Consider the following 18,018-nt stretch of genomic DNA (forward strand, 5'->3'; position numbering starts at 1 on the left):
AAAATCGTCAGTAATTTTTAAATCAAGCAGAGGCTCACACATTTGAGTCTCTGCTTTTTTTATGCCTTGAGAAATTGCCTACTTTGATCGATTCTTATAAGTGGAGTCATAAAAACTCCATCAAAGTTTCACAATAACAGCTGTACGTTAGTAAATGGACCTGTATGAGGAATTAACTATGAAGAGACAAAAGCGTGATCGCCTAGAACGAGCTCAATCTCAAGGCTACAAAGCTGGATTGAATGGAAGGTCTCAAGAGGCTTGCCCATATCAACAAGTTGATGCTCGGTCGTATTGGTTAGGTGGTTGGCGTGATGCCAGAGATGAAAGACAATCTGGTCTCTACAAATAAACTCTCCACATACAAAAAGAAGGATTCGAAAGGGCTCTACGGAGCCTTTTCTACATTACAGGGACATAGGGAAGTAGGTTAACACTCGATAACAAAAAGGCTCCTAAATAGGAGCCTTAATAAATCGATTAAAATCGTGATTAGAAGCTTGAAGTGTCTTGGAACAAGCCAACTTTCAAATCTTTTGCTACGTAGATTTCTTTGCCGTCCACACATACACGACCGTCAGCCAAACCCATCACAAGCTTACGGTTTACAACGCGTTTCATGTGGATTTCGTACGTCACTTTTTTCGCTGTTGGCAGGATCTGACCTGTAAACTTCACTTCGCCAACACCCAGAGCACGACCTTTTCCTTTGCCACCAACCCAGCCAAGGAAGAAACCAACAAGTTGCCACATCGCATCAAGGCCAAGACAACCCGGCATTACAGGGTCGCCAGGGAAGTGGCAGTCAAAGAACCACAAATCTGGAGTAATATCCAATTCCGCCAAGATCAAACCTTTACCAAAATCGCCTTCAGTCTCAGACATTTTAGTAACACGATCCATCATTAGCATGTTTGGCGCAGGAAGCTGAGGGTAACCAGGCCCAAACAGTTCGCCTTGGCTAGAAGCAAGTAGATCGTCACGGTTATAAGAATCACGTTTGTTTTGCATTATCAATTACTCCAATTTTTGATAGCTGCATCTTAGTGAACACGTGTACGCTAAACAACTCCGATCAGTACTAGACAAACCAGTTTTTGATGCGCTGCACAATTCCTTCTGGATGCTCATGTCTTTCAAAGTTTTCAATACGTTCCGCTATTTTGCCAATAATGCTATCGTCTTCACCTCTAAAAGGTTTATTCATTACAATCGGAATAGCTTCATCTACGGTAGAAACGGACCAAATATGGAACTCACCATTTTTAATGCTTTCTATTACATCTTTATGTAATGCAAGGTGTTTAAGGTTTGATTTTGGCATCACAACACCTTGATTTCCTGTAAAACCTTGATGTTTACAAACCTGATAAAAACCTTCAATTTTTTCGTTCAAGCCACCAACGGCTTGCACTCGACCAAACTGATCAACAGCCCCTGTAACCGCAACTTGTTGATTAATTGGAGATTCAGATAAAGCACTTACCAAGCAACAAAGTTCTGCAAGAGATGCGCTGTCACCATCAACTTCACTATAAGACTGTTCAAATACGATGGAGGCTGAGTAAGGCAGTGGTTCATCCAGTTTCAGAGCAGAGCTCAAGAAAGCTTGCATAATCATCATGCCTTTTGCATGTAGATTGCCTCCAAGCTCAGCTTTGCGCTCAACATCGGAAACATCGCCATCACCAAAATGAATTACACAAGATATTCGCGCAGGCTCACCATAGCTGACAGGGTGCCCAGCCATATCAATAACGGTTAGGCCATTGATTTGACCAACTTGTTCCCCAGTTGTCTCAATGATGACTTGTCCATCTAAAATATCGTACACGGCACGCTGAGGAAGGTAAGATTCTCGGTAATACTTATCGTCAATCGCTTTATCTAACGACTTGTAATCTAATGCGTGGCCATCACTGAACTGGCTAGCAAGCGTTAGAAGTTGAGAGTGCCACATTACTCCTAAAGGCAGATAATGTTGATCTTCAGTAAATCTCATACCGGCCAGCAACAATCTTCTAAAACCACATTCAGTTAAGTGAGGCAGCTGATATTGAGAACATATCCAGTTCACTAAACCAAAGTAATCTGTCAAATTCTGCTCTGACAGATGAATATCTTCTTCAACTTCCGTATACATGGCAAAGCCAGAACAGAAGTCTTCATCGATGTATTCTAGCTCTGCTAACTGACTTCTTTCTCCTGTTACAATCAGTTTTACATCATAAGCTTTAGCTTGCGGTACTGAAGTAGGTAAACGAGTAGGGCTTAGGTTCAGTGGCTCGATAAGGTTTTGTTGAATTGCAGACTTTATATTTGGCCAAAGCCCTGGGTTAGCCAAAATTAGATTAGCCGGTACAATTAAGTAACCGTTATCTGCCTGTGAAATTAAACCAGGTTGGAAGGCAATATCACCACTTACATCAACACTGTAACGGTCAAATAAACGTTTGGCATCAAGTGATTCCGAAAAAACTATCGCAGCGTTAGACTGGCTCTGAAGAGCTTTACTGATGAACTCTCTATATACAGAATTATCTACGCAGTTAATGAGTAGTACTCGCGTCAATCCGGAAATTTTTGAAAAACGAGATATCGTTGCCGACATTCTCGGTTGGAGATCAGTAAAAGACTTCTTTGGTAACGAAGGTGCAGACTTTAAAAGTGCTTCGTACTGCTCAAGTGAAGGTGTTACGTCTTGCCAATTAAGTTGGTTCATTAAAATTCATCGTAATTCAATCTTGCCGACATTATAACGAAACGGACTATAACACCCTAGCACCAATTTGGTTTGCTCTCGGCATTCATCTCTCAATGAACAATACTTAGACAAATGAGTGATCAACATCGATACTTCTAAGAGTTTTATTTGCCCAAGTAAACCATCTGGGTTACGCTGTCACTAGGTTATGTTTATGGGTCGGAACAAATGAAATATCAGCAGCTTGAGAATCTAGAATGTGGGTGGAAATGGAAGTATCTCATCAAAAAATGGAAAGATGGTGAAGCGATTACCCGACATATTGATACGAGCGAAGCAGATGCAGCGGTCGCAGAACTAAAACGCCTTGAACACGAGCCTACACTTGTCTTAGCTTGGATAGAAAACCACATGTCAGAAGAGTTAGATAATAAACTCAAGCAGGCTATCCGAGCGAAACGGAAACGTCACTTCAATGCAGAGCAAGTCCATACAAAGAAGAAATCCATTGATTTAGATTACCGAGTTTGGGAAAAGCTTTCTAGTAGAGCGAATGAACTTGGTTGTACGTTATCTGACGCAATTGAATATTTGCTTTCCGAAGCGTCGAGAAGTGAAAAAGCGAGTCAAAAAGTTACCTCAATTAAAGAGGATTTGAGTAAATTGCTATCTAGCTAGGATAGGGAGTGCCAAATGTTATATGTAATCTTAATTGCAGCCATCGTGATCTTTTGGTTGATCGCAGTCGATAGGCCGGTGTTAAAAGTAAAGTTCGATAATGGCCATATTAGTAACGTAAAAGGGCATCTACCTCCTTCTTTCAAACACAACTTACAGGATATTAGTGAGCATAACCCGTTTACTGGTGAAATGAAGGTGTATAGCCAACGAACAGGAATGCGCTTAAGCTTTTCCAAAGGCATTCCCAAAAAAGTTCAACAGAGGATTCGTAACGTTTTTCCGCACCAGGGCTTCAAAGCAAACAAAGGCAAGAAGCGCGCTTAATTACATATCAGTTACTTCATCATGTTAAATGGGACGCAATGTGGCGTCCCATTTTCGTATCTACAGAAAAATTACTTATCATTGAACAATCAACAACATAAACGGACCAAAACGATGAGATACGTTGTAACTTTAATGATATTGATCTTTGCAAGTAATTCAGTTTTTGCTGACGATTCAGAAACGAACCTGTTGGCTAAAAAGATTAAGACTAAGCTTCAAAAGAAAGTAGACAATAAGTTTGATGGCTATCAAGGTTATTGTGACGTCATGATAGAAATGGAGCACAAAAGTAAAAACGTAGTAATAAAAAGAGTAACCAGCAGTGGTGACCAAAAAGTGTGTAGGTACGTTAAGTCCAACTTGAAGAAAGGAAAACGCTATCGTTACAAATACCCCGAAAAGTACATTCGCCTCCATATAACCACAGGCTTATAAATGTTTCAGAACGCCTTGATTAAGAGCGAGTGAACTGAGCTCGTGATTTTTGGCAGATTTCGTTGCGGAGCGATTAGAGCGTTTAGCTGATTTTTGCTGTTGTACGAGGCGAGTATGAAAGGCTTTTTTGTTTGGTAGTGCTTAAGTTAGTAATCGTGATGCCATTGAATGGCAAATTCAGTGAGTTGGCCATCATCACCATACATAGATTGATTCAGGTACTTACGGAAGAACACGCCAGTAAGTCGAGGGCTAAGCGCGCATCAATTTTCAATAAGAGATTTGATTTGCTTCGTAAGCATAACCACAAACCAAACTAGCGATTGCAAGTCCACAGGAACCTCGGTTAAAGCCTCAAAAGCAAACAATGTTGTTAATCTTAGGAGGACATTTTAAAGTAGCTAAAACCGGACATTATTGCTTTGAGTTTACACCCTCCTTGGTGCGCATTATATCTGCTTATGTTGAATGCGATTGCATATGCTAGTCCTATAAAATGTCTCTCTTTTGAGGGACTATTCAATGAAGTATCACGAAATGACTAAAAACTATATTTTTCGTGAATTTGAATGTGGTTTATCCGTCGAACAAGCTGCTGAACTTTGTTTGAAAACTGTGAGAACGGTCAAAGAATGGGATAAGGGGAAAACCATTCCGCCTGAGTGTAAACGACTTATGAGAATGACAAAGGGAAGGGAACTTAGCCCTTCAGAGCAATGGGAGCACTTTAAAATGCATTATGACAGGTTGGAATTGCCGACTGGGCAGCTGGTTACGGCACAGCAAGTTTTGACAGGGATTGCTTTGTTAGAGATTGGTGCATTGACTGACTTGGAGGCCGCAGGTCAGGTATTGAAGTATGCAAGAGCACTTAAAGAAATGATGTAAAAAAGGCTCCGAAAGGAGCCTCTAATTATCCAAATTGAGAACCGAAGAGCCATGTTTCAGGAGATTCATCAAGTAAATTAAGAGCTATCGCATTTGTTATTTGCTCTTTTTCAGAATTGTTAAGCACTTCACTTTTCAATATTTCGTCTAGCGATGACTGACCGATATTCACAAAGTACTGCATGCCCGTATCATTCACGTACTCTAAGGCAACCTTAAACATCTGAGCTTTCTGTCTTGGGTCTAGTTCAGAAAAAATACATCCATCGTGAGCGACAAAGCCTAAAAGTTCTCTGTTGCGTTCGTACAAAAGCATGTCATAACAGAAAATTCTAACCTCATTAACCCCCTGAGAGGAGTCTTTGGGTACGTGAATATCTAAATCATATAAGTACTGAGCATCCTTAGATAACTGAACGATAACTGAGCCAGTATTGTTGTTGTAAAAATTCTTAACTATTCTTCTGAAGTCATCGTCAAGTTGCTCTAAATACTGAGAGATTGAATTTAGATAACCAAGAGCTTCGTTGTGAATCTCGGCATTTTTGAGTTTTTCAGCACTGAGCTCCGATTCAATTTTTTTAGCAAGTTGAAGATTAGATTCAATCTGACTAATTTCTCCAGCTTTAATCAGAATCTGTTGCGAAACAGATTCGTACTCATCAAATGCTCCGTCGGCACTCATATTCTTTAGAATTAAATCTCGTTTAACCTCTAGCGGTTCGAGAGAATCTTTTAAAGAACGAATTTCTTCCGTGAGTAAACCAATTTCCTTTGTAAGCCTATTTGTACGGTTGCTAATGAGCTTTTTGTGGAATTGGCATGCTTCTTCTAGTTCAACTACTACTTGCTCATTAAAAAATATCAGAGCTTCTTCGTAAACCGTTTTCAATTGAGAGACATCAATTTCGATATCTCCAATTTGGCTCAATAGATTGTGTTTTCTCTTAAGCTTGCTGCGAGATTCATACAAACTATCTCGTAGTTCATTAATATGATAAGTGAGCTCATCTGCTGCTTTCTTTTCGTTATCATAGGCAGGAGCTATTTCTAACTCTTTTCTTAGACTAGTTAGAGATGCCAACTGATCTTTTAAGTCTTTCAATACATGGATATCATCTTGAGATACAACTTCACTGATAGCACTCTGAGACTTCTTAAGTTTTTCAATTGCCTGTTTGGTCTTCTGTTTTCTCTCAACAATTGAAGTATCGAGACCTAAAAGGGCGAGATTAACCAAGCGCTGTTGATAGTCTGAATCAGGTCTACCTTGTTGACCATGAGCTTCAGAGTAATACTTATCACCATAGCGTCTAGCGAAACAGTTTAAAATATTCCTAAAGCTAATTGAGCTTGGAAAATCTTTAACAAAGAGCTCTGTCAAAAACCGGTTGTAGTCTTTATTAGAGTATTTTTGATCATTTACATAAAAATCATTATGTGCAAAGTTCTTAGTAATTACGTAATCAGCCCCATCATGACGAATTTCTAAATAGAAATTACCATAGGCTTTTAGAAACTTGTTAACTTTCTTTTCGCGTTCAGTTTTGTTGTTTAGTCTTGCCCCAAGCATCCAATGAATCAGGTTTAAGGTTGAACTCTTACCTACGCCATTATATGACTTGTTCTTATCCTTTGACTTTTGTAGTCCTGCAATTATCGTTAGGCCAGGCTCGAAATTTACAGTTTTAAATAGTTCATTATCAGAACGTAGCTTTAATAATTTCATCGGCTTCCTCAAGCTTTCCAATAACAAACAAAAAATTAATGCTCAATAGAAACTTTTCCATCGGTAACTCTTTGGGGTACGACTTAGAGACGCTCTCATAAAGAGAGTCAAACGACATCGAGCGAACAGCGACTTTCTCTAAGACAAATTTAGAAATAAAAATAATTGAGTCGGATGGAGTAACAATTTTGCTAGGCATTAGCATGTTTATCCTCCTCTAGGTAGCCGATATCACAAATTTCAAAGAATGAGAAAAGAATTACCCATGGAATAAATATACCATTGAAATCTTTAACTATTAGGTGTTCTCTAATCTTAGCATGCACAGTTTGAATGACGTCACTCATATTTAAATCACTTTCGGCACATAAGCGATTTAAACCTTGGAATGAACGATCTGTTATGTCCGAAGCACGAAATCCACTTCTGTGTAGTTTCTCTAGTACGGCAGTAACATACACTTCTTTAACTACAAATTCATGGAGCTTTCTTAGGTCTTTCTCATCTAAACCTAAAACGATCCACGTATAGTCCACAGCTTGCTCTGAATACTGAACAATGCACTCGTCCAATTTGTTTGTAGAAATTTTGCAAGGCGTACTGTCGAGTTTATAACGTTTTTTAGTGTAAATGTTAGTATATGGCATTTTCTGGACAAGATTTTTGCAAGCTATCTGAAGAACCATGTTGTCAGTGTAACGCATGGTTTTGTCAGAAAAATAGTTGTACTCTAATTCTGCAATTTCATTCTCATCAAGGTTTTCAATTTCCTTTAAAATCTGTTCACGACCCAGTATAGCTTCATCACAGTTTACCCTAAACTCATCCTGAACTAGTGTTTTAGTTGTTTTGGAAAAGCTAGGTATTTCAATAAGATAAAGTATTTCAATTGTATAACCTTCATACTTACTATCTTTTAATGCCTCTAATGATGATAGAAGCTTTGTAGACGTTGTAGTACTGGTAACTTGTATGATTGACTTTTGGCTTTCACTGATTAGGTCTACAGACTTTGCACACGGTTCAAAGAAGTTTAAGTTTTCAAGATCTGGCCATTTTCGAACAAAGCGCAGAACATCTCGAAAAAAGTTCTCAGCAGAAATATTTAGGCTAAGATCATTTAAAATTTGATGCTGCTCTAGATCTGCTTTTAAAACAGAAAGGTAGTGAGATATGTTATCAACTGAACGTTTACGATTTTGTGCCATTCTAATGCTCTTTTTTTTTACAGAGATTATAGCGAAGATAAAAACCTTGTCACACAAAACGTAAAGTAATTTGCTTAAAAATCAGGCCTATCGAGCTAACTTTTGATTTGATACACATTATTGTAGAAACACTCAAGCTCTTTAGGTGTGTAAGCGAATTTTCTTGGCTTACCATTGAAAAGAACAACATAAAACTCGCCCCATTTTTTGATACCAATCAGATAGTGATTCTTTGGTATCTTTATCCAGTTCTTACCATCATCGAAGCTGTACTCAGTGAAACCAACCAACTTAACGCGCTGGAAAGAACCACACTCAAAAGCGTTAATCATACCTCGAAATTTACTGTACTTATGTTCACCATCACGAAGTAAAGCGGGGACTTCGGTGCTCTTCCCGTAAATGTCTAAACCATCAGAGTCTAATAGGTGGCCAACGTGGCTCTTTACGTATCTAATCAGCATAAAATTACCAATACTGTGTGTATATACATGTATTAGCAATAATCCCCAGATTAAGAAAATATAGCATTTTCGATACAGCGTTCTCACTTCTAGAAACTGAGCATATGCTACTATGCGCACTTCATCGTCAACGTCAGGAATGGACTAAAAAGTGTTTGAACTTATTATCGTATTATCAATAGGTTGTTTTGTTTATCTATTCACAAAGAGGGGTAAGAAGCCTAAACGTAGGCTTAATGAATGGGAACAAGGTGCATCGGTTAGAAGACCGAACAGCATACATTCTTTTGAACCAAAAGCTGTAGAAAAGCCCCCAAAGATAGTCGAAGTACCTCTGACGAACACTGGCAATAAGACTAATTCTGTACCTCACAAGAAAAGTACATTCTTAGCCACCAAGACAGAGCGCCGATTCTATAAAGTGTTGCAGGAGCTTATACCTGACGAATACGTGATTCATAGTCAAGTTTCATTGATGGCATTGGTTCAACCGACCAATTTTAAAGATAACTCTCGAACTTGGGCTAAAAGAATGGACTATGTAATAACGGATAGAGACACAAAAGTCTTTGCGGTCATCGAGCTAGATGACTCATCTCATAGACAGAAGAAGAGACAAGAACGAGATATATACGTAAACAATGCACTTAACGGACACCATCCGTTGCTTCGGTTTGAAGCTAGAAGCTCTTATGACAAAACACATATCGCAACCGTATTAGAACGTGACACGATAATAAAGTGTAGAGAATTGGAAAGCGTATTACAGTACAGCTAAAGCAGAGCCGAACATCCATTGTTCGGCTTTTCTTTTAACTCAAAGTATCGTGGTTCTTATCGTTACTTTAAGTTCTTTATCTACCGTATTGGTCTTTTCTGACCGGAATAGAGCACCAAGCAAAGGCACATCCATCAAGACAGGCACACCGCTTACCGAGTCTCGCTGCTCTTGAGAAATCAAGCCACCTAAAGAGATCGTTTGGCGGTCTTTGACCTTGACCACTGTTTGCAGTGTTCGCGTATTGGTGATGATATCGGATGCGATAGAGGAATCCGTTACCGAATCGGATTTTTGCATTATCTGCAACACAACATGATCACCAATCACATGCGGTACTACCTCAAGTGATACACCCACATCCTTACGTTCAATTTGCTGGACTCGATTACCGCCGTCAGTTACCTCAGACGAAGTGAGGAACGGCACGTTCTGACCAACCGTGATGTAACCGCGCTCCCTGTCCATAATGAACATGTTTGGTCGTGATAAGAGCTTGGTATTTTGATTCTTAGACACGGCTTTAATAAGCGCATTGAAATCACCGCCTTCATAGAACAGCAGGTTATCAACGGCTTTCTTAATTGCGGTAGGCTGCGAAACAAAGCCAGCCTCACTCAGTGCTAAGTCCATATTTACGCCGACTTCCTGAGAATCACCGAGCTCAGTTTCGGTAATTACCGCTTCTATAAAGACTTGCTTTTGTGGTCTATCAATCCCTTTGATGAGTACATCAATGTGCTTCAATTGGTTCTCAGAACCAGTCACGATAATGCTGTTTGTGGTCGGTAGCACCTCAACCTTGTAATTCTTAATCGCTTTGTTGTTCAGTGTTTGATTCTGAGTTGCAGCAAGCATCGAGGAAATCAAATCAACGACCTTGGTATTTCGAACATTCTCAAAGAAGTACAACTTCACTTGTGAGGGTTCGAACGTCTCCACTTTGTTAGCGTCAGCAATGATGGTAAAAACGCCGTGGTCATGCGTAAGCTCGTAACCGTGCGCGCGAAGCACCGAAAGGAAAAAGGCTGGATAGTCCTCATCTTTCAAATCCGGTGCGGTAAAGCTGACCTCACCAGTGACACCATGACCAAGCACAACTGTGTTTCCAGTGTGAACGGAGAACCACGATGCAAAGTCTCCAATCGGTGTGTTCTTTGCCTCAAAAGGCGCAGAGCTTGCGGCAAAAGCAGGCGAGCCAATCAGGATGCACGCGAGCAGAAAGGCGGTAATGCTGGATGTGGAAAAGTTGGAACAAGCCGTTGTTTGTTTCTCAACTTTACCACAGCGCATGATGAGTAATGAGCGCGTGAGCAGTGGGCCTCCGGCGCAATAAGATTCTTTTTGTTTTTTTGAAAGAAAAGCTGTGAGTTTTGCGATTATCCATGACATAAAGCGCACCTTATTCTCTAGCACATGACTTTGAATGATTGACCGTTGCCGCTAACCGTAATGGAGCAAGAGCCGTTAGATTGAGCCGTAAAGCCTTTGGCGTATAGTTGCGACGACGAAAGACGCACATCGTCCTTAACCAACACAAAAGACGGGGCAACGTTTGGGGGATTCATTGAAGATTCGATTCGATAGCCGTCGAGCAAGTCACTCAATGACTCGCGAGGCACCGCGGCTTGAGCCGTTTCGGGTTCCGTCGACATGTTCGGCGTGCCAACTAAGGTGAACACCGCAAACGAGACGGCGACACCTGCCGCAAACACACTGAATCGAGAGTATTTGCGGAGATAGATTTTCGTAATGCGCATGATATTTCTCAACGTATACGGGACAGTGTAACGTCCGTGGGTATAGTAGGGCGGCAATACTGAAAAAACGCCGTCCTCATAGTTGTTCCTAAACATCTGCTTAGTGTCGTAAGAACTGTATAAGTCCGTACCCCAGAGCATCCATTTATCGACGGTGAGCGAGTTAGCGTTGTCACCATACTTCACAATGCCAACGTGCAGCTTAGGCATTTTCAACTTGAGTTGACCGAGCGTCAGAACGGATACCGCCGTCGAGATGATAGGGACTTGAAGACGGTCTAAACGACGACAAAACACGGTATGCTCAGCCAGTGCGAGACGCGCTTGTTTATCAACAATCGAAATGTCTTGAACGATGAAAATGACATCCCATCCAAGCTTTCGAATATGCAAAAGGTGATCAATTAACTTTTGTCGATTCTTGTCGTTCCATGTGCGCGAGTTAAACCACGTTCCGCACTCATCGAGCACAATCAAGCCGTCTTTTTTAGTGTCATAGCTTTTGTTTGCCGAACCAATCACCATTAAATCTTCCACTTGAGGCTTGTCCGGTAAGCGATAAAGGCGAGTGTTGCGCTTATCGCGTCCAAGCATTTCTTTCAAGTTGATATCGAGGTTTGTCGCCACAGGCACACCACGCATAAACGCCTCACGAATCTTACCGACTGCCGTTAGTGTTTTACCTGAGCCGAGCTTACCCGTGACAAAGTAGACCGATGCCATTACGCCGCCCTCACAATCGCGTAGAACTTCCACTCCCACACCCAACGCAACAGACGCGCCGAGTAAATCGCACTCACACAAGGCACAGCGTTATTAGGGATGAACATACCCGCTGCTTGTGACCACATTGGAGGCGCAACATAAGACAGACCCGTTGCAAGGGTGTAAATCGCCAAGGTGAGGGTGACGGTTAAACCGATTAGCAGCGTTAAAATGACCAAGTTAATCGTGACGTTTCGTGCTTTCGCAATGAAGAACCAACCAAATAACGTGGTCGCTATCTGAGAGATAAAGGCAACCAGAGCAGGGAGGCGCAGCGCCGTCCCAATGGTACTGACAATTGGTAATAACTGAATCATTAGTAATATCTCCCCGAACCTGGCTTGTTACTTGGTACAGGCGTGACCTCAGTCAGCAGGATTTCAACAAGCGTCTTAATCGTGTAGATGTAAATCAGAATTGAGATGATCATTTTGAGTTTCTGCGAAAACTCACAAGAGATAGAAGCGCGACCACCGCCAAGCGTAGGCAAGGATAGATTCATGCAGGGTGTAGGCTTAGGTAACACACTCAAAAACGAATCCGATATAGCATTAATATGCCCCTCAGACTCCGCCGTCAGATTCTTCTCAATCAAATCGTTTGCCGCATCGGTCACGGTCTTTTCATAGGAATTCATCGCACCGGACACGGCTTTATCCGCTTGAGTCAGTACATCACCGACATAATCCGAACCTAAACCATGAGGGTTTTCACAATAGTTGTTTTCCTCGGTAGGCTCACAAGGCTTGAGGTCGTCGAGCTTGTCCGATAACTCCGCAAATCCATCAGCGTTAGTGGTTTGCAGATCATCGAGTCCCTTAACCACCTCACCGACAGAATTGGTGTTTCGATTGACCGCCGTCGTGATGTCACCGTTAGCTTGCTGAATCAGCGCCTTAGTGTTTTCGTAAATCTTGTTGTCGTTGATTTGCTGCTTTTGAATCGCTTGGGTGTTAGTCACCATCGACGCATTAAGCGCAATGATTTGGTTTTGAATATCAGCGCTCGATTGATTGAGGTCGACATTTAGCGCGTTGAGTGCTTTGTTCACATCCGAATTAAGCCCTTTGATCGCACTGACAACGCCTTTATCGGTTGATTCATCCGTGTCAGGGTCTTCGACTTCTGGCTCCGCGTCAGTATCGGGTGGGTTAACCGTATTGGTTGAGCCGTCAGGCAATACGCTAGGGTCTTCGATGTCGCCCGTTGGGTCGTCAGGGTCGTGAATTGGATCATCGGGAATAATAGGGGTGTCAGGACCATCTTTACCCCAAAACAGCGTACCACCATCACACTGATTACCAGTGAATTGAAACTTACCGTGACATCGCGTGTTTTGAGTGAACTCACCGGAGTCGACATCGGTACAAAGCGTAGTGTCATTTGGAATACGCTCAAGCTCACAACGGGTTGCGCCAAAATCGCCATAACATGCCCCCGTCACTTGCTCACCATAAACATAAGCCGACCAGTGAAGTGATTGTTTGTCATCAATGGATAGCTTGAACTGACAGGCATCCATACAAGTGCCGTCAGGGTTTTCACCAAACTCACATGCAGGAACGATAGGCTCACAGGTGTAACCGTCACCATCTTCTACTCTTTCATGATCTGCTGGACACTTAGCGGTACGATGAAGAAACGTTGCAGCGTGATATCTCGGGTAACTGGGACTGGTTGTGTTACAAATAATCATCAAAGCGAATTTACTACTCTCTATAGAGCATGATGTCGTATAGAAGTCTTTGTAGTTAACAAACTTATTTTCATAACAAGAAACATACGAGTAAGGGTTAACCCTTTTACCCAAGGACAAGTTACAGTTAGGATAAGCGGCAACATCGCTAGCGCTGTAAGTAGGTTGAGCGGCGCTTACATTAAAAGCACTAAACAAAACACCCAGTAAAATAATCAGTGACGCTATGCTTTGTTTAATGTTCATTTGTAAATATTCCTCGTGAAAAATAACGCCCCCATTCGGAGGCGTTGACCAATGGGTGTATAAAGCAGTCGTTAGAATTACGTTGCTTTGTTTGCACCTTTCTTGAATAGCTTGATGCCGATGAAACCAACCGTTAGTGGAACAGCGATTGTCCAAGTAGAGGCAAGCATGTCAGTAACAAACGTGCTTAAATCAGCGAATGCTTGCGCTGCCTGATCTGGCAATGCTGCATGTGCACCAGATGCCGCCATAAGAAGTGCACCACCAAATGTCGCACGTTTTGTTGTTACTACTGCGCCAGACTTAGCCATTGCTGCGCGTACTTTGCTTTGCTTTTCCATAGTCTTATTTCCTATGTTTTGTTTATGAAGAAGTTGAAACCTCAGCCGCTTTCTTGAATCCAAGAATGTGGAAACCAATCGAGAAGCCAAGGATAAATGCTGCCCCAAAACAGCCGAGCATAAACTCTATTGACAGCATTTATCTTTGCCCTCCGACCATCCAACCGAGCGCAACTAACAAGAAGCAAATGCCTAAGAACACCATTAACTGAAAGTTATCGAGTCGAGCCATTAGCTCTGCAAATTGCGTCTCGGTCATGATTTAGCCCTTACTTTTCATTAAGTTGAGGTAGGGCGTAGAGGTGGAAACCGTCGATAGAGACGTGTTTACCCTCATCGTTACCAAAGCTGAATTTTTTGTGTTCCACATCAAACATCATGCGATTACCCACGCAGCGCTTGAGCAGTTCGCCAGCCTTGCCGTTTTCCCAAAGCTCAGGAGACACACGCACTTCAATGGTGTCTGTTGGATTGGTCGTGATGAGACGCAGCTTGCCGTTTTGCTTTTGTTCGCCATTACGGTCTGTTTTGGTTTCTTGAACGATGTCCGAAACATCTAGAATTAAACCTTCCATTCTCATAGTGTTTTGCCCTTATTTTTACGTTGTTGGTTAGTTGAAAATTGAAATGACAGTTATTGACACAAGTCCAAGGGAAATTAATGCATCATGTCGGGCGGGGCTGCGCCCACCCAACACGACGCATTAATTTCCTGAGGGTCGGTGAGCAACAGCGCTTCCATTTCGTCATAGAGCGCTAGGTGTTTTTCGTATTGCTCGTAAAGGTCGTCATACATACGCTCGTACTCTTTTTCACGTTCTAGCGCGTCGAAGTAATCGACCACGTTAGACATGATCCCTTGTTGAGCACGGATGAATTGTTGTTTGTTCTCGGTCTTCCAAGTACGGAAGCGAGTCGCGATAAAAATCTTATGGAACATCAAGCCATTCAAACGCGCTTGAGCCATATCACCGTAGCGGGTCGATGAGTATTCACCGCCCGAAGCAATCAGTTTTTCGATAGAGGTTGAAACGGAATATTCCGCTTTTACTGGTTGGTCTTTGCGCTTAACGAACACACCGCCCATTGCGTAACAAAACGCTTTCCAGTCGCCCTCATCAGCAGAGCGGCGAACCTTTTCTAATAGAAAGTGTTCGTCTTGAGATAAATCTGTAAACAAAGCATCGTCCTCTTTGAATTCATCACGAAGACGACGAAGCTCACGCCATACCGTGACAGATGGACCACCAATAAATTGAAATTGACGAATTTGATTCACACGCGCCCAAGTTATGACACGTTCCGCCGCATCCGAGCCAGACAAAGACGAACCTTTGTCTGAATCAATGTGTTGACCGTCGATGTTTTTGCTCAGGTATTTAGCGACATAGCCAACGGCTGAACCTTGCGACCAGTCGATAACCTCCGCTTTGAAACGGGCTTTCTTTGCGCCTTTTTCGTCTGGCGAGTCAGCCATAGCAAGACGACGAAACTCAGACGTCACAAATTTGCGTGCGGATTTTTCCATGAACAGCAACAAGTGGTGATGCGGTGTGCCGTCTTGGTGAGGTTCAACGATACGCATCCCGTAAACCTTGATTTTGCTTTTATCAATCGACTTACGAAGATTCGCCCAAACGCCCATGAGGTAAGCGTGAGCCGCTTTCGCATCAGGCTTGCCAGCCTCAAGCCATTTAGGGTTGATGTCACCCTTAGATACAGAGTGAAAACGAGACGGAGCTGTTACCGTGAAGAACACCGCATCGTGATTCGATTCTTGAGCGATTTCCTCAAAGCCACGCAGACGAACAAACATTTCAGCGCGGCGAATCTCAGCGTTAGAAACCGACTTAGCCGATAACTCACTGAGTGTGAAGTAGTTAGACGGGTCAGCCTCATCGTAAGCAATCGTGTTTTCTAGCGCGATACGGTTAGACGTATTGCGATCACGTTGACGGTTTAGAGAAAAATCCGAGCAGTAAACTTGCTTACGGCGTTGAACAAGTGCTAAATCACGCGCAACACATTCAACCTCGTAAGCACATTTACGGCGCAGTTGACGAACAAGCCAATGCTCATCAAGAGCACGGTTCACCAATGCGAAAAGTTCACAGTTGTTTTCTGCGTATTGAATTTGCTCAGGTGAGAATGCCAAGCCTAATGAATCAAGAAGCTGAACCGCTTTATCAAAACGTGCTTGTGATTCTTCAAGCGGAATCGCACTTAACACGCGAGAAAAGTCGCGTGATTTGCGCTTGGCTAGATTGGTAATTTGCTCATCTGACATCGCGTAGCTGTAGCTGTGCTCAGTCAAACGGTCGTGAGCGTCGTTAACTGCGCGAACGGCTTCCAGAGCGTTGCGTGTTTTCAGAATGTCGGTGTAAGCGCGTGTCATGTGTCGAGCGAAGTCGCCGTTACGGTGTAATGATTTCGGCAAGTCCAAACAAGGGTTAGAAGTAGGGCGCTCAATAAAATCTGACAGGTCGTGTGAGTAGATTGACGTACTCATTGCCGATTTCACAGCCGACGGAATGAAATCCTCAGGCGTTGTGAATCTGTGGTCGACGTACTCAAAACGATGGTCGAATAAGTTGTCAGGAATGTGCTCACATGAAGCCCAAGAATGGACAGGAACAAAATCAATCCATTCTTGTTTGCCTGATGCCAAATCAATAACAAGTTCACGCATCGGTTACGCCTTAAAATCCGTGACGCGGTCACACTTTTGATTGTTTTGGTATTCAATCTTTGAGTTAACGGCATGAATCAATCGACGAGTCATTTCACAATCGGCCAGGGCTCGGTGTGCGATTAAGTCGGACACATCAACATGCTGTTGGGCGCAGGCATTAGTAAGAGATTGCCACTTGTAGTCCTCATGATATTCATTCCAAACACCGTAAAACTCTGCGTACCAAAGCATTGCGCACTGAGGAACACAGAACTTGAAAAACAAATCGTGAACGGATTGAACGTAAGCGGCGTTACAGTGCTTATCCAAAGACTGGATAATTAAGCGTGTATCAAAATCTGAGTTGTAGATGATAATGGGACGACCGTTAAGAAGTGGAAGAAAACGGTTAGAGAACATCAGATGAAAGTCGGGCGCGTCTTTAACGTCTTCATTGGTGATGCCATGAATAGCTGTAGCTTCAGCAGGAATCGAACACGTTGGTTTAACAAGTTCATTAACGATAACTTTGCCAGAATTAGCACAGATAGCAGTGAACTCAACAATTTCTGCGTCAGCTCCTAAGCCAGTAGTTTCTGTATCGATAATGATCGCATTTTCAGTAGGAAGTTTTTTCATAGCAACACCTTGACTAGTTGTGAGAGCGACCGCCAAAGCCAAGCGCGAAAGCGTCAAGGGCAAACGCCCAGAGCTAGGCGGTCTTAATTGCGATTTATGGCAATCCTAGTTGCGAAGAATGGCAACTGCAAGATGCGATTTATGGCAACTTTGTGGCTACAATGAGAAGAAATGGAGGTTCTTATGTACACAGCTGAACTAATTAACGCCTACAAAAAGGCGAAAAACTACGTACAAGATAAGCAGGTTGCGCACGATTTGAATCTAGACCCGCCGAAGATTAGTAAAATTCGCAAAGGTGTTAGGCAACTTACTGATGAAGAAGCAGTTTTTCTCGCACACGGCGCAGGTATAGACCCTGAGATCGCGTTACTAGGATGTCACGCTGATCGCAATGAAAATCCAGCGATAAAAAGCATGTGGGAAAGCATTGCAAAAAAGTATAACGGACTTGGATTATCAAGCATTTCAATGGTTTGTACCGGATTGGCTTTAGTGATTGCAAGTCCACAGGAACCACTATTACAGTGCGCATTATATGTGTTATGTTAAATTGTATATCGCCGTACGCTAAATGTTGTCTGAGTATGCTCCTATTCCCTTGCAGATTTTAAATTTAAGGGCGTTAGTATTAAACATAATAGTTATTTACCATAAAATACTTAATATAGATCTTAATAATCTAT

21 protein-coding genes are annotated in these 18,018 nt (G+C 42.3%); 7 read left to right on the forward strand and 14 right to left on the reverse strand.

Going from position 1 to position 18,018, the window contains the following annotated elements:
- Positions 1-178: 178 nt before the first annotated feature.
- Positions 179-352, forward strand: a complete 174-nt coding sequence (gene rmf / locus R7P74_RS00190; protein WP_005377453.1) for a ribosome modulation factor — start codon at positions 179-181, stop codon at positions 350-352.
- A 140-nt stretch (positions 353-492) separates the two neighbouring features.
- Here rmf and fabA read toward each other — a convergent pair whose 3' ends face one another.
- Positions 493-1,011, reverse strand: coding sequence for a bifunctional 3-hydroxydecanoyl-ACP dehydratase/trans-2-decenoyl-ACP isomerase (gene fabA, locus R7P74_RS00195; RefSeq protein WP_005390081.1), 519 nt, complete (start codon positions 1,009-1,011; stop codon positions 493-495).
- 70 nt (positions 1,012-1,081) lie between these two features.
- Positions 1,082-2,722 carry an AAA family ATPase gene (locus tag R7P74_RS00200; protein ID WP_005377458.1) on the reverse strand — a complete coding sequence of 547 codons (1,641 nt, stop codon included), beginning with the start codon at positions 2,720-2,722 and terminating at the stop codon, positions 1,082-1,084.
- Positions 2,723-2,932: 210 nt separating this feature from the next.
- Between R7P74_RS00200 and matP the strand changes: the two genes are divergently transcribed.
- The 4 genes from matP to R7P74_RS00220 all read left to right on the forward strand — a co-directional run bounded on the left by matP (position 2,933) and on the right by R7P74_RS00220 (position 5,035).
- The gene (gene matP / locus R7P74_RS00205; RefSeq protein ID WP_005396497.1) at positions 2,933-3,382 is read left to right on the forward strand and encodes a macrodomain Ter protein MatP; all 450 of its coding nucleotides are present in this window, start codon (positions 2,933-2,935) and stop codon (positions 3,380-3,382) included.
- A 15-nt stretch (positions 3,383-3,397) separates the two neighbouring features.
- Positions 3,398-3,709: a DUF3634 family protein gene (locus tag R7P74_RS00210; RefSeq protein WP_005377468.1), complete on the forward strand. Its 312-nt coding sequence runs from the start codon at positions 3,398-3,400 to the stop codon at positions 3,707-3,709.
- A gap of 114 nt (positions 3,710-3,823) precedes the next feature.
- Positions 3,824-4,147, forward strand: a complete 324-nt coding sequence (locus R7P74_RS00215) for a hypothetical protein (protein WP_225472941.1) — start codon at positions 3,824-3,826, stop codon at positions 4,145-4,147.
- Positions 4,148-4,669: 522 nt separating this feature from the next.
- Entirely contained in the window at positions 4,670-5,035 is a 366-nt protein-coding gene (locus R7P74_RS00220; RefSeq protein WP_025501649.1) for a phage protein, read from the forward strand.
- A gap of 25 nt (positions 5,036-5,060) precedes the next feature.
- Here the strand turns inward: R7P74_RS00220 and R7P74_RS00225 are convergent, their stop codons facing one another.
- The 4 genes from R7P74_RS00225 to R7P74_RS00235 all read right to left on the reverse strand — a co-directional run bounded on the left by R7P74_RS00225 (position 5,061) and on the right by R7P74_RS00235 (position 8,436).
- On the reverse strand, positions 5,061-6,764 hold the full coding sequence (locus tag R7P74_RS00225) for a DUF2326 domain-containing protein (RefSeq protein ID WP_025501650.1): 1,704 nt from the start codon (positions 6,762-6,764) through the stop codon (positions 5,061-5,063).
- Entirely contained in the window at positions 6,739-6,969 is a 231-nt protein-coding gene (locus R7P74_RS29890) for an ABC-three component system middle component 6 (RefSeq protein ID WP_025501651.1), read from the reverse strand. Before R7P74_RS29890 ends, R7P74_RS00225 begins: the two co-directional genes overlap by 26 nt.
- Entirely contained in the window at positions 6,956-7,972 is a 1,017-nt protein-coding gene (locus tag R7P74_RS00230; protein WP_025501652.1) for an SMEK domain-containing protein, read from the reverse strand. Before R7P74_RS00230 ends, R7P74_RS29890 begins: the two co-directional genes overlap by 14 nt.
- Positions 7,973-8,067: 95 nt before the next feature.
- Positions 8,068-8,436, reverse strand: coding sequence for a hypothetical protein (locus tag R7P74_RS00235; RefSeq protein WP_318122470.1), 369 nt, complete (start codon positions 8,434-8,436; stop codon positions 8,068-8,070).
- A 151-nt stretch (positions 8,437-8,587) separates the two neighbouring features.
- On the opposite strand from R7P74_RS00235, the gene R7P74_RS00240 reads away from it, so the two are divergent.
- Positions 8,588-9,214, forward strand: a complete 627-nt coding sequence (locus R7P74_RS00240; protein ID WP_318122472.1) for a DUF2726 domain-containing protein — start codon at positions 8,588-8,590, stop codon at positions 9,212-9,214.
- A 39-nt stretch (positions 9,215-9,253) separates the two neighbouring features.
- Here the strand turns inward: R7P74_RS00240 and R7P74_RS00245 are convergent, their stop codons facing one another.
- From R7P74_RS00245 to R7P74_RS00280, 8 genes are all read right to left on the reverse strand, one after another.
- Positions 9,254-10,606, reverse strand: a complete 1,353-nt coding sequence (locus tag R7P74_RS00245) for a secretin N-terminal domain-containing protein (protein WP_213916199.1) — start codon at positions 10,604-10,606, stop codon at positions 9,254-9,256.
- Between the two features lie 17 nt (positions 10,607-10,623).
- On the reverse strand, positions 10,624-11,697 hold the full coding sequence (locus R7P74_RS00250; RefSeq protein ID WP_258452529.1) for a zonular occludens toxin domain-containing protein: 1,074 nt from the start codon (positions 11,695-11,697) through the stop codon (positions 10,624-10,626).
- Complete coding sequence (locus R7P74_RS00255) at positions 11,697-12,056, reverse strand: DUF5455 family protein (RefSeq protein ID WP_024701224.1); 360 nt, start codon at positions 12,054-12,056, stop codon at positions 11,697-11,699. Before R7P74_RS00255 ends, R7P74_RS00250 begins: the two co-directional genes overlap by 1 nt.
- Complete coding sequence (locus tag R7P74_RS00260; protein ID WP_225472929.1) at positions 12,056-13,681, reverse strand: methyl-accepting chemotaxis protein; 1,626 nt, start codon at positions 13,679-13,681, stop codon at positions 12,056-12,058. Before R7P74_RS00260 ends, R7P74_RS00255 begins: the two co-directional genes overlap by 1 nt.
- A gap of 77 nt (positions 13,682-13,758) precedes the next feature.
- Positions 13,759-14,022 carry a major coat protein gene (locus R7P74_RS00265; RefSeq protein ID WP_140104866.1) on the reverse strand — a complete coding sequence of 88 codons (264 nt, stop codon included), beginning with the start codon at positions 14,020-14,022 and terminating at the stop codon, positions 13,759-13,761.
- Positions 14,023-14,291: 269 nt separating this feature from the next.
- The gene (locus R7P74_RS00270; protein WP_005389159.1) at positions 14,292-14,597 is read right to left on the reverse strand and encodes a hypothetical protein; all 306 of its coding nucleotides are present in this window, start codon (positions 14,595-14,597) and stop codon (positions 14,292-14,294) included.
- A gap of 83 nt (positions 14,598-14,680) precedes the next feature.
- On the reverse strand, positions 14,681-16,711 hold the full coding sequence (locus tag R7P74_RS00275) for a replication endonuclease (RefSeq protein ID WP_318122476.1): 2,031 nt from the start codon (positions 16,709-16,711) through the stop codon (positions 14,681-14,683).
- Positions 16,712-16,714: 3 nt separating this feature from the next.
- Complete coding sequence (locus R7P74_RS00280) at positions 16,715-17,332, reverse strand: 3'-5' exonuclease (RefSeq protein WP_140103424.1); 618 nt, start codon at positions 17,330-17,332, stop codon at positions 16,715-16,717.
- A gap of 183 nt (positions 17,333-17,515) precedes the next feature.
- On the opposite strand from R7P74_RS00280, the gene R7P74_RS00285 reads away from it, so the two are divergent.
- Positions 17,516-17,884, forward strand: a complete 369-nt coding sequence (locus R7P74_RS00285; protein WP_318122479.1) for a DUF3693 domain-containing protein — start codon at positions 17,516-17,518, stop codon at positions 17,882-17,884.
- The last annotated feature ends 134 nt before the right edge of the window (positions 17,885-18,018 follow it).

It is taken from the genome of Vibrio sp. 2033, assembly GCF_033339735.1.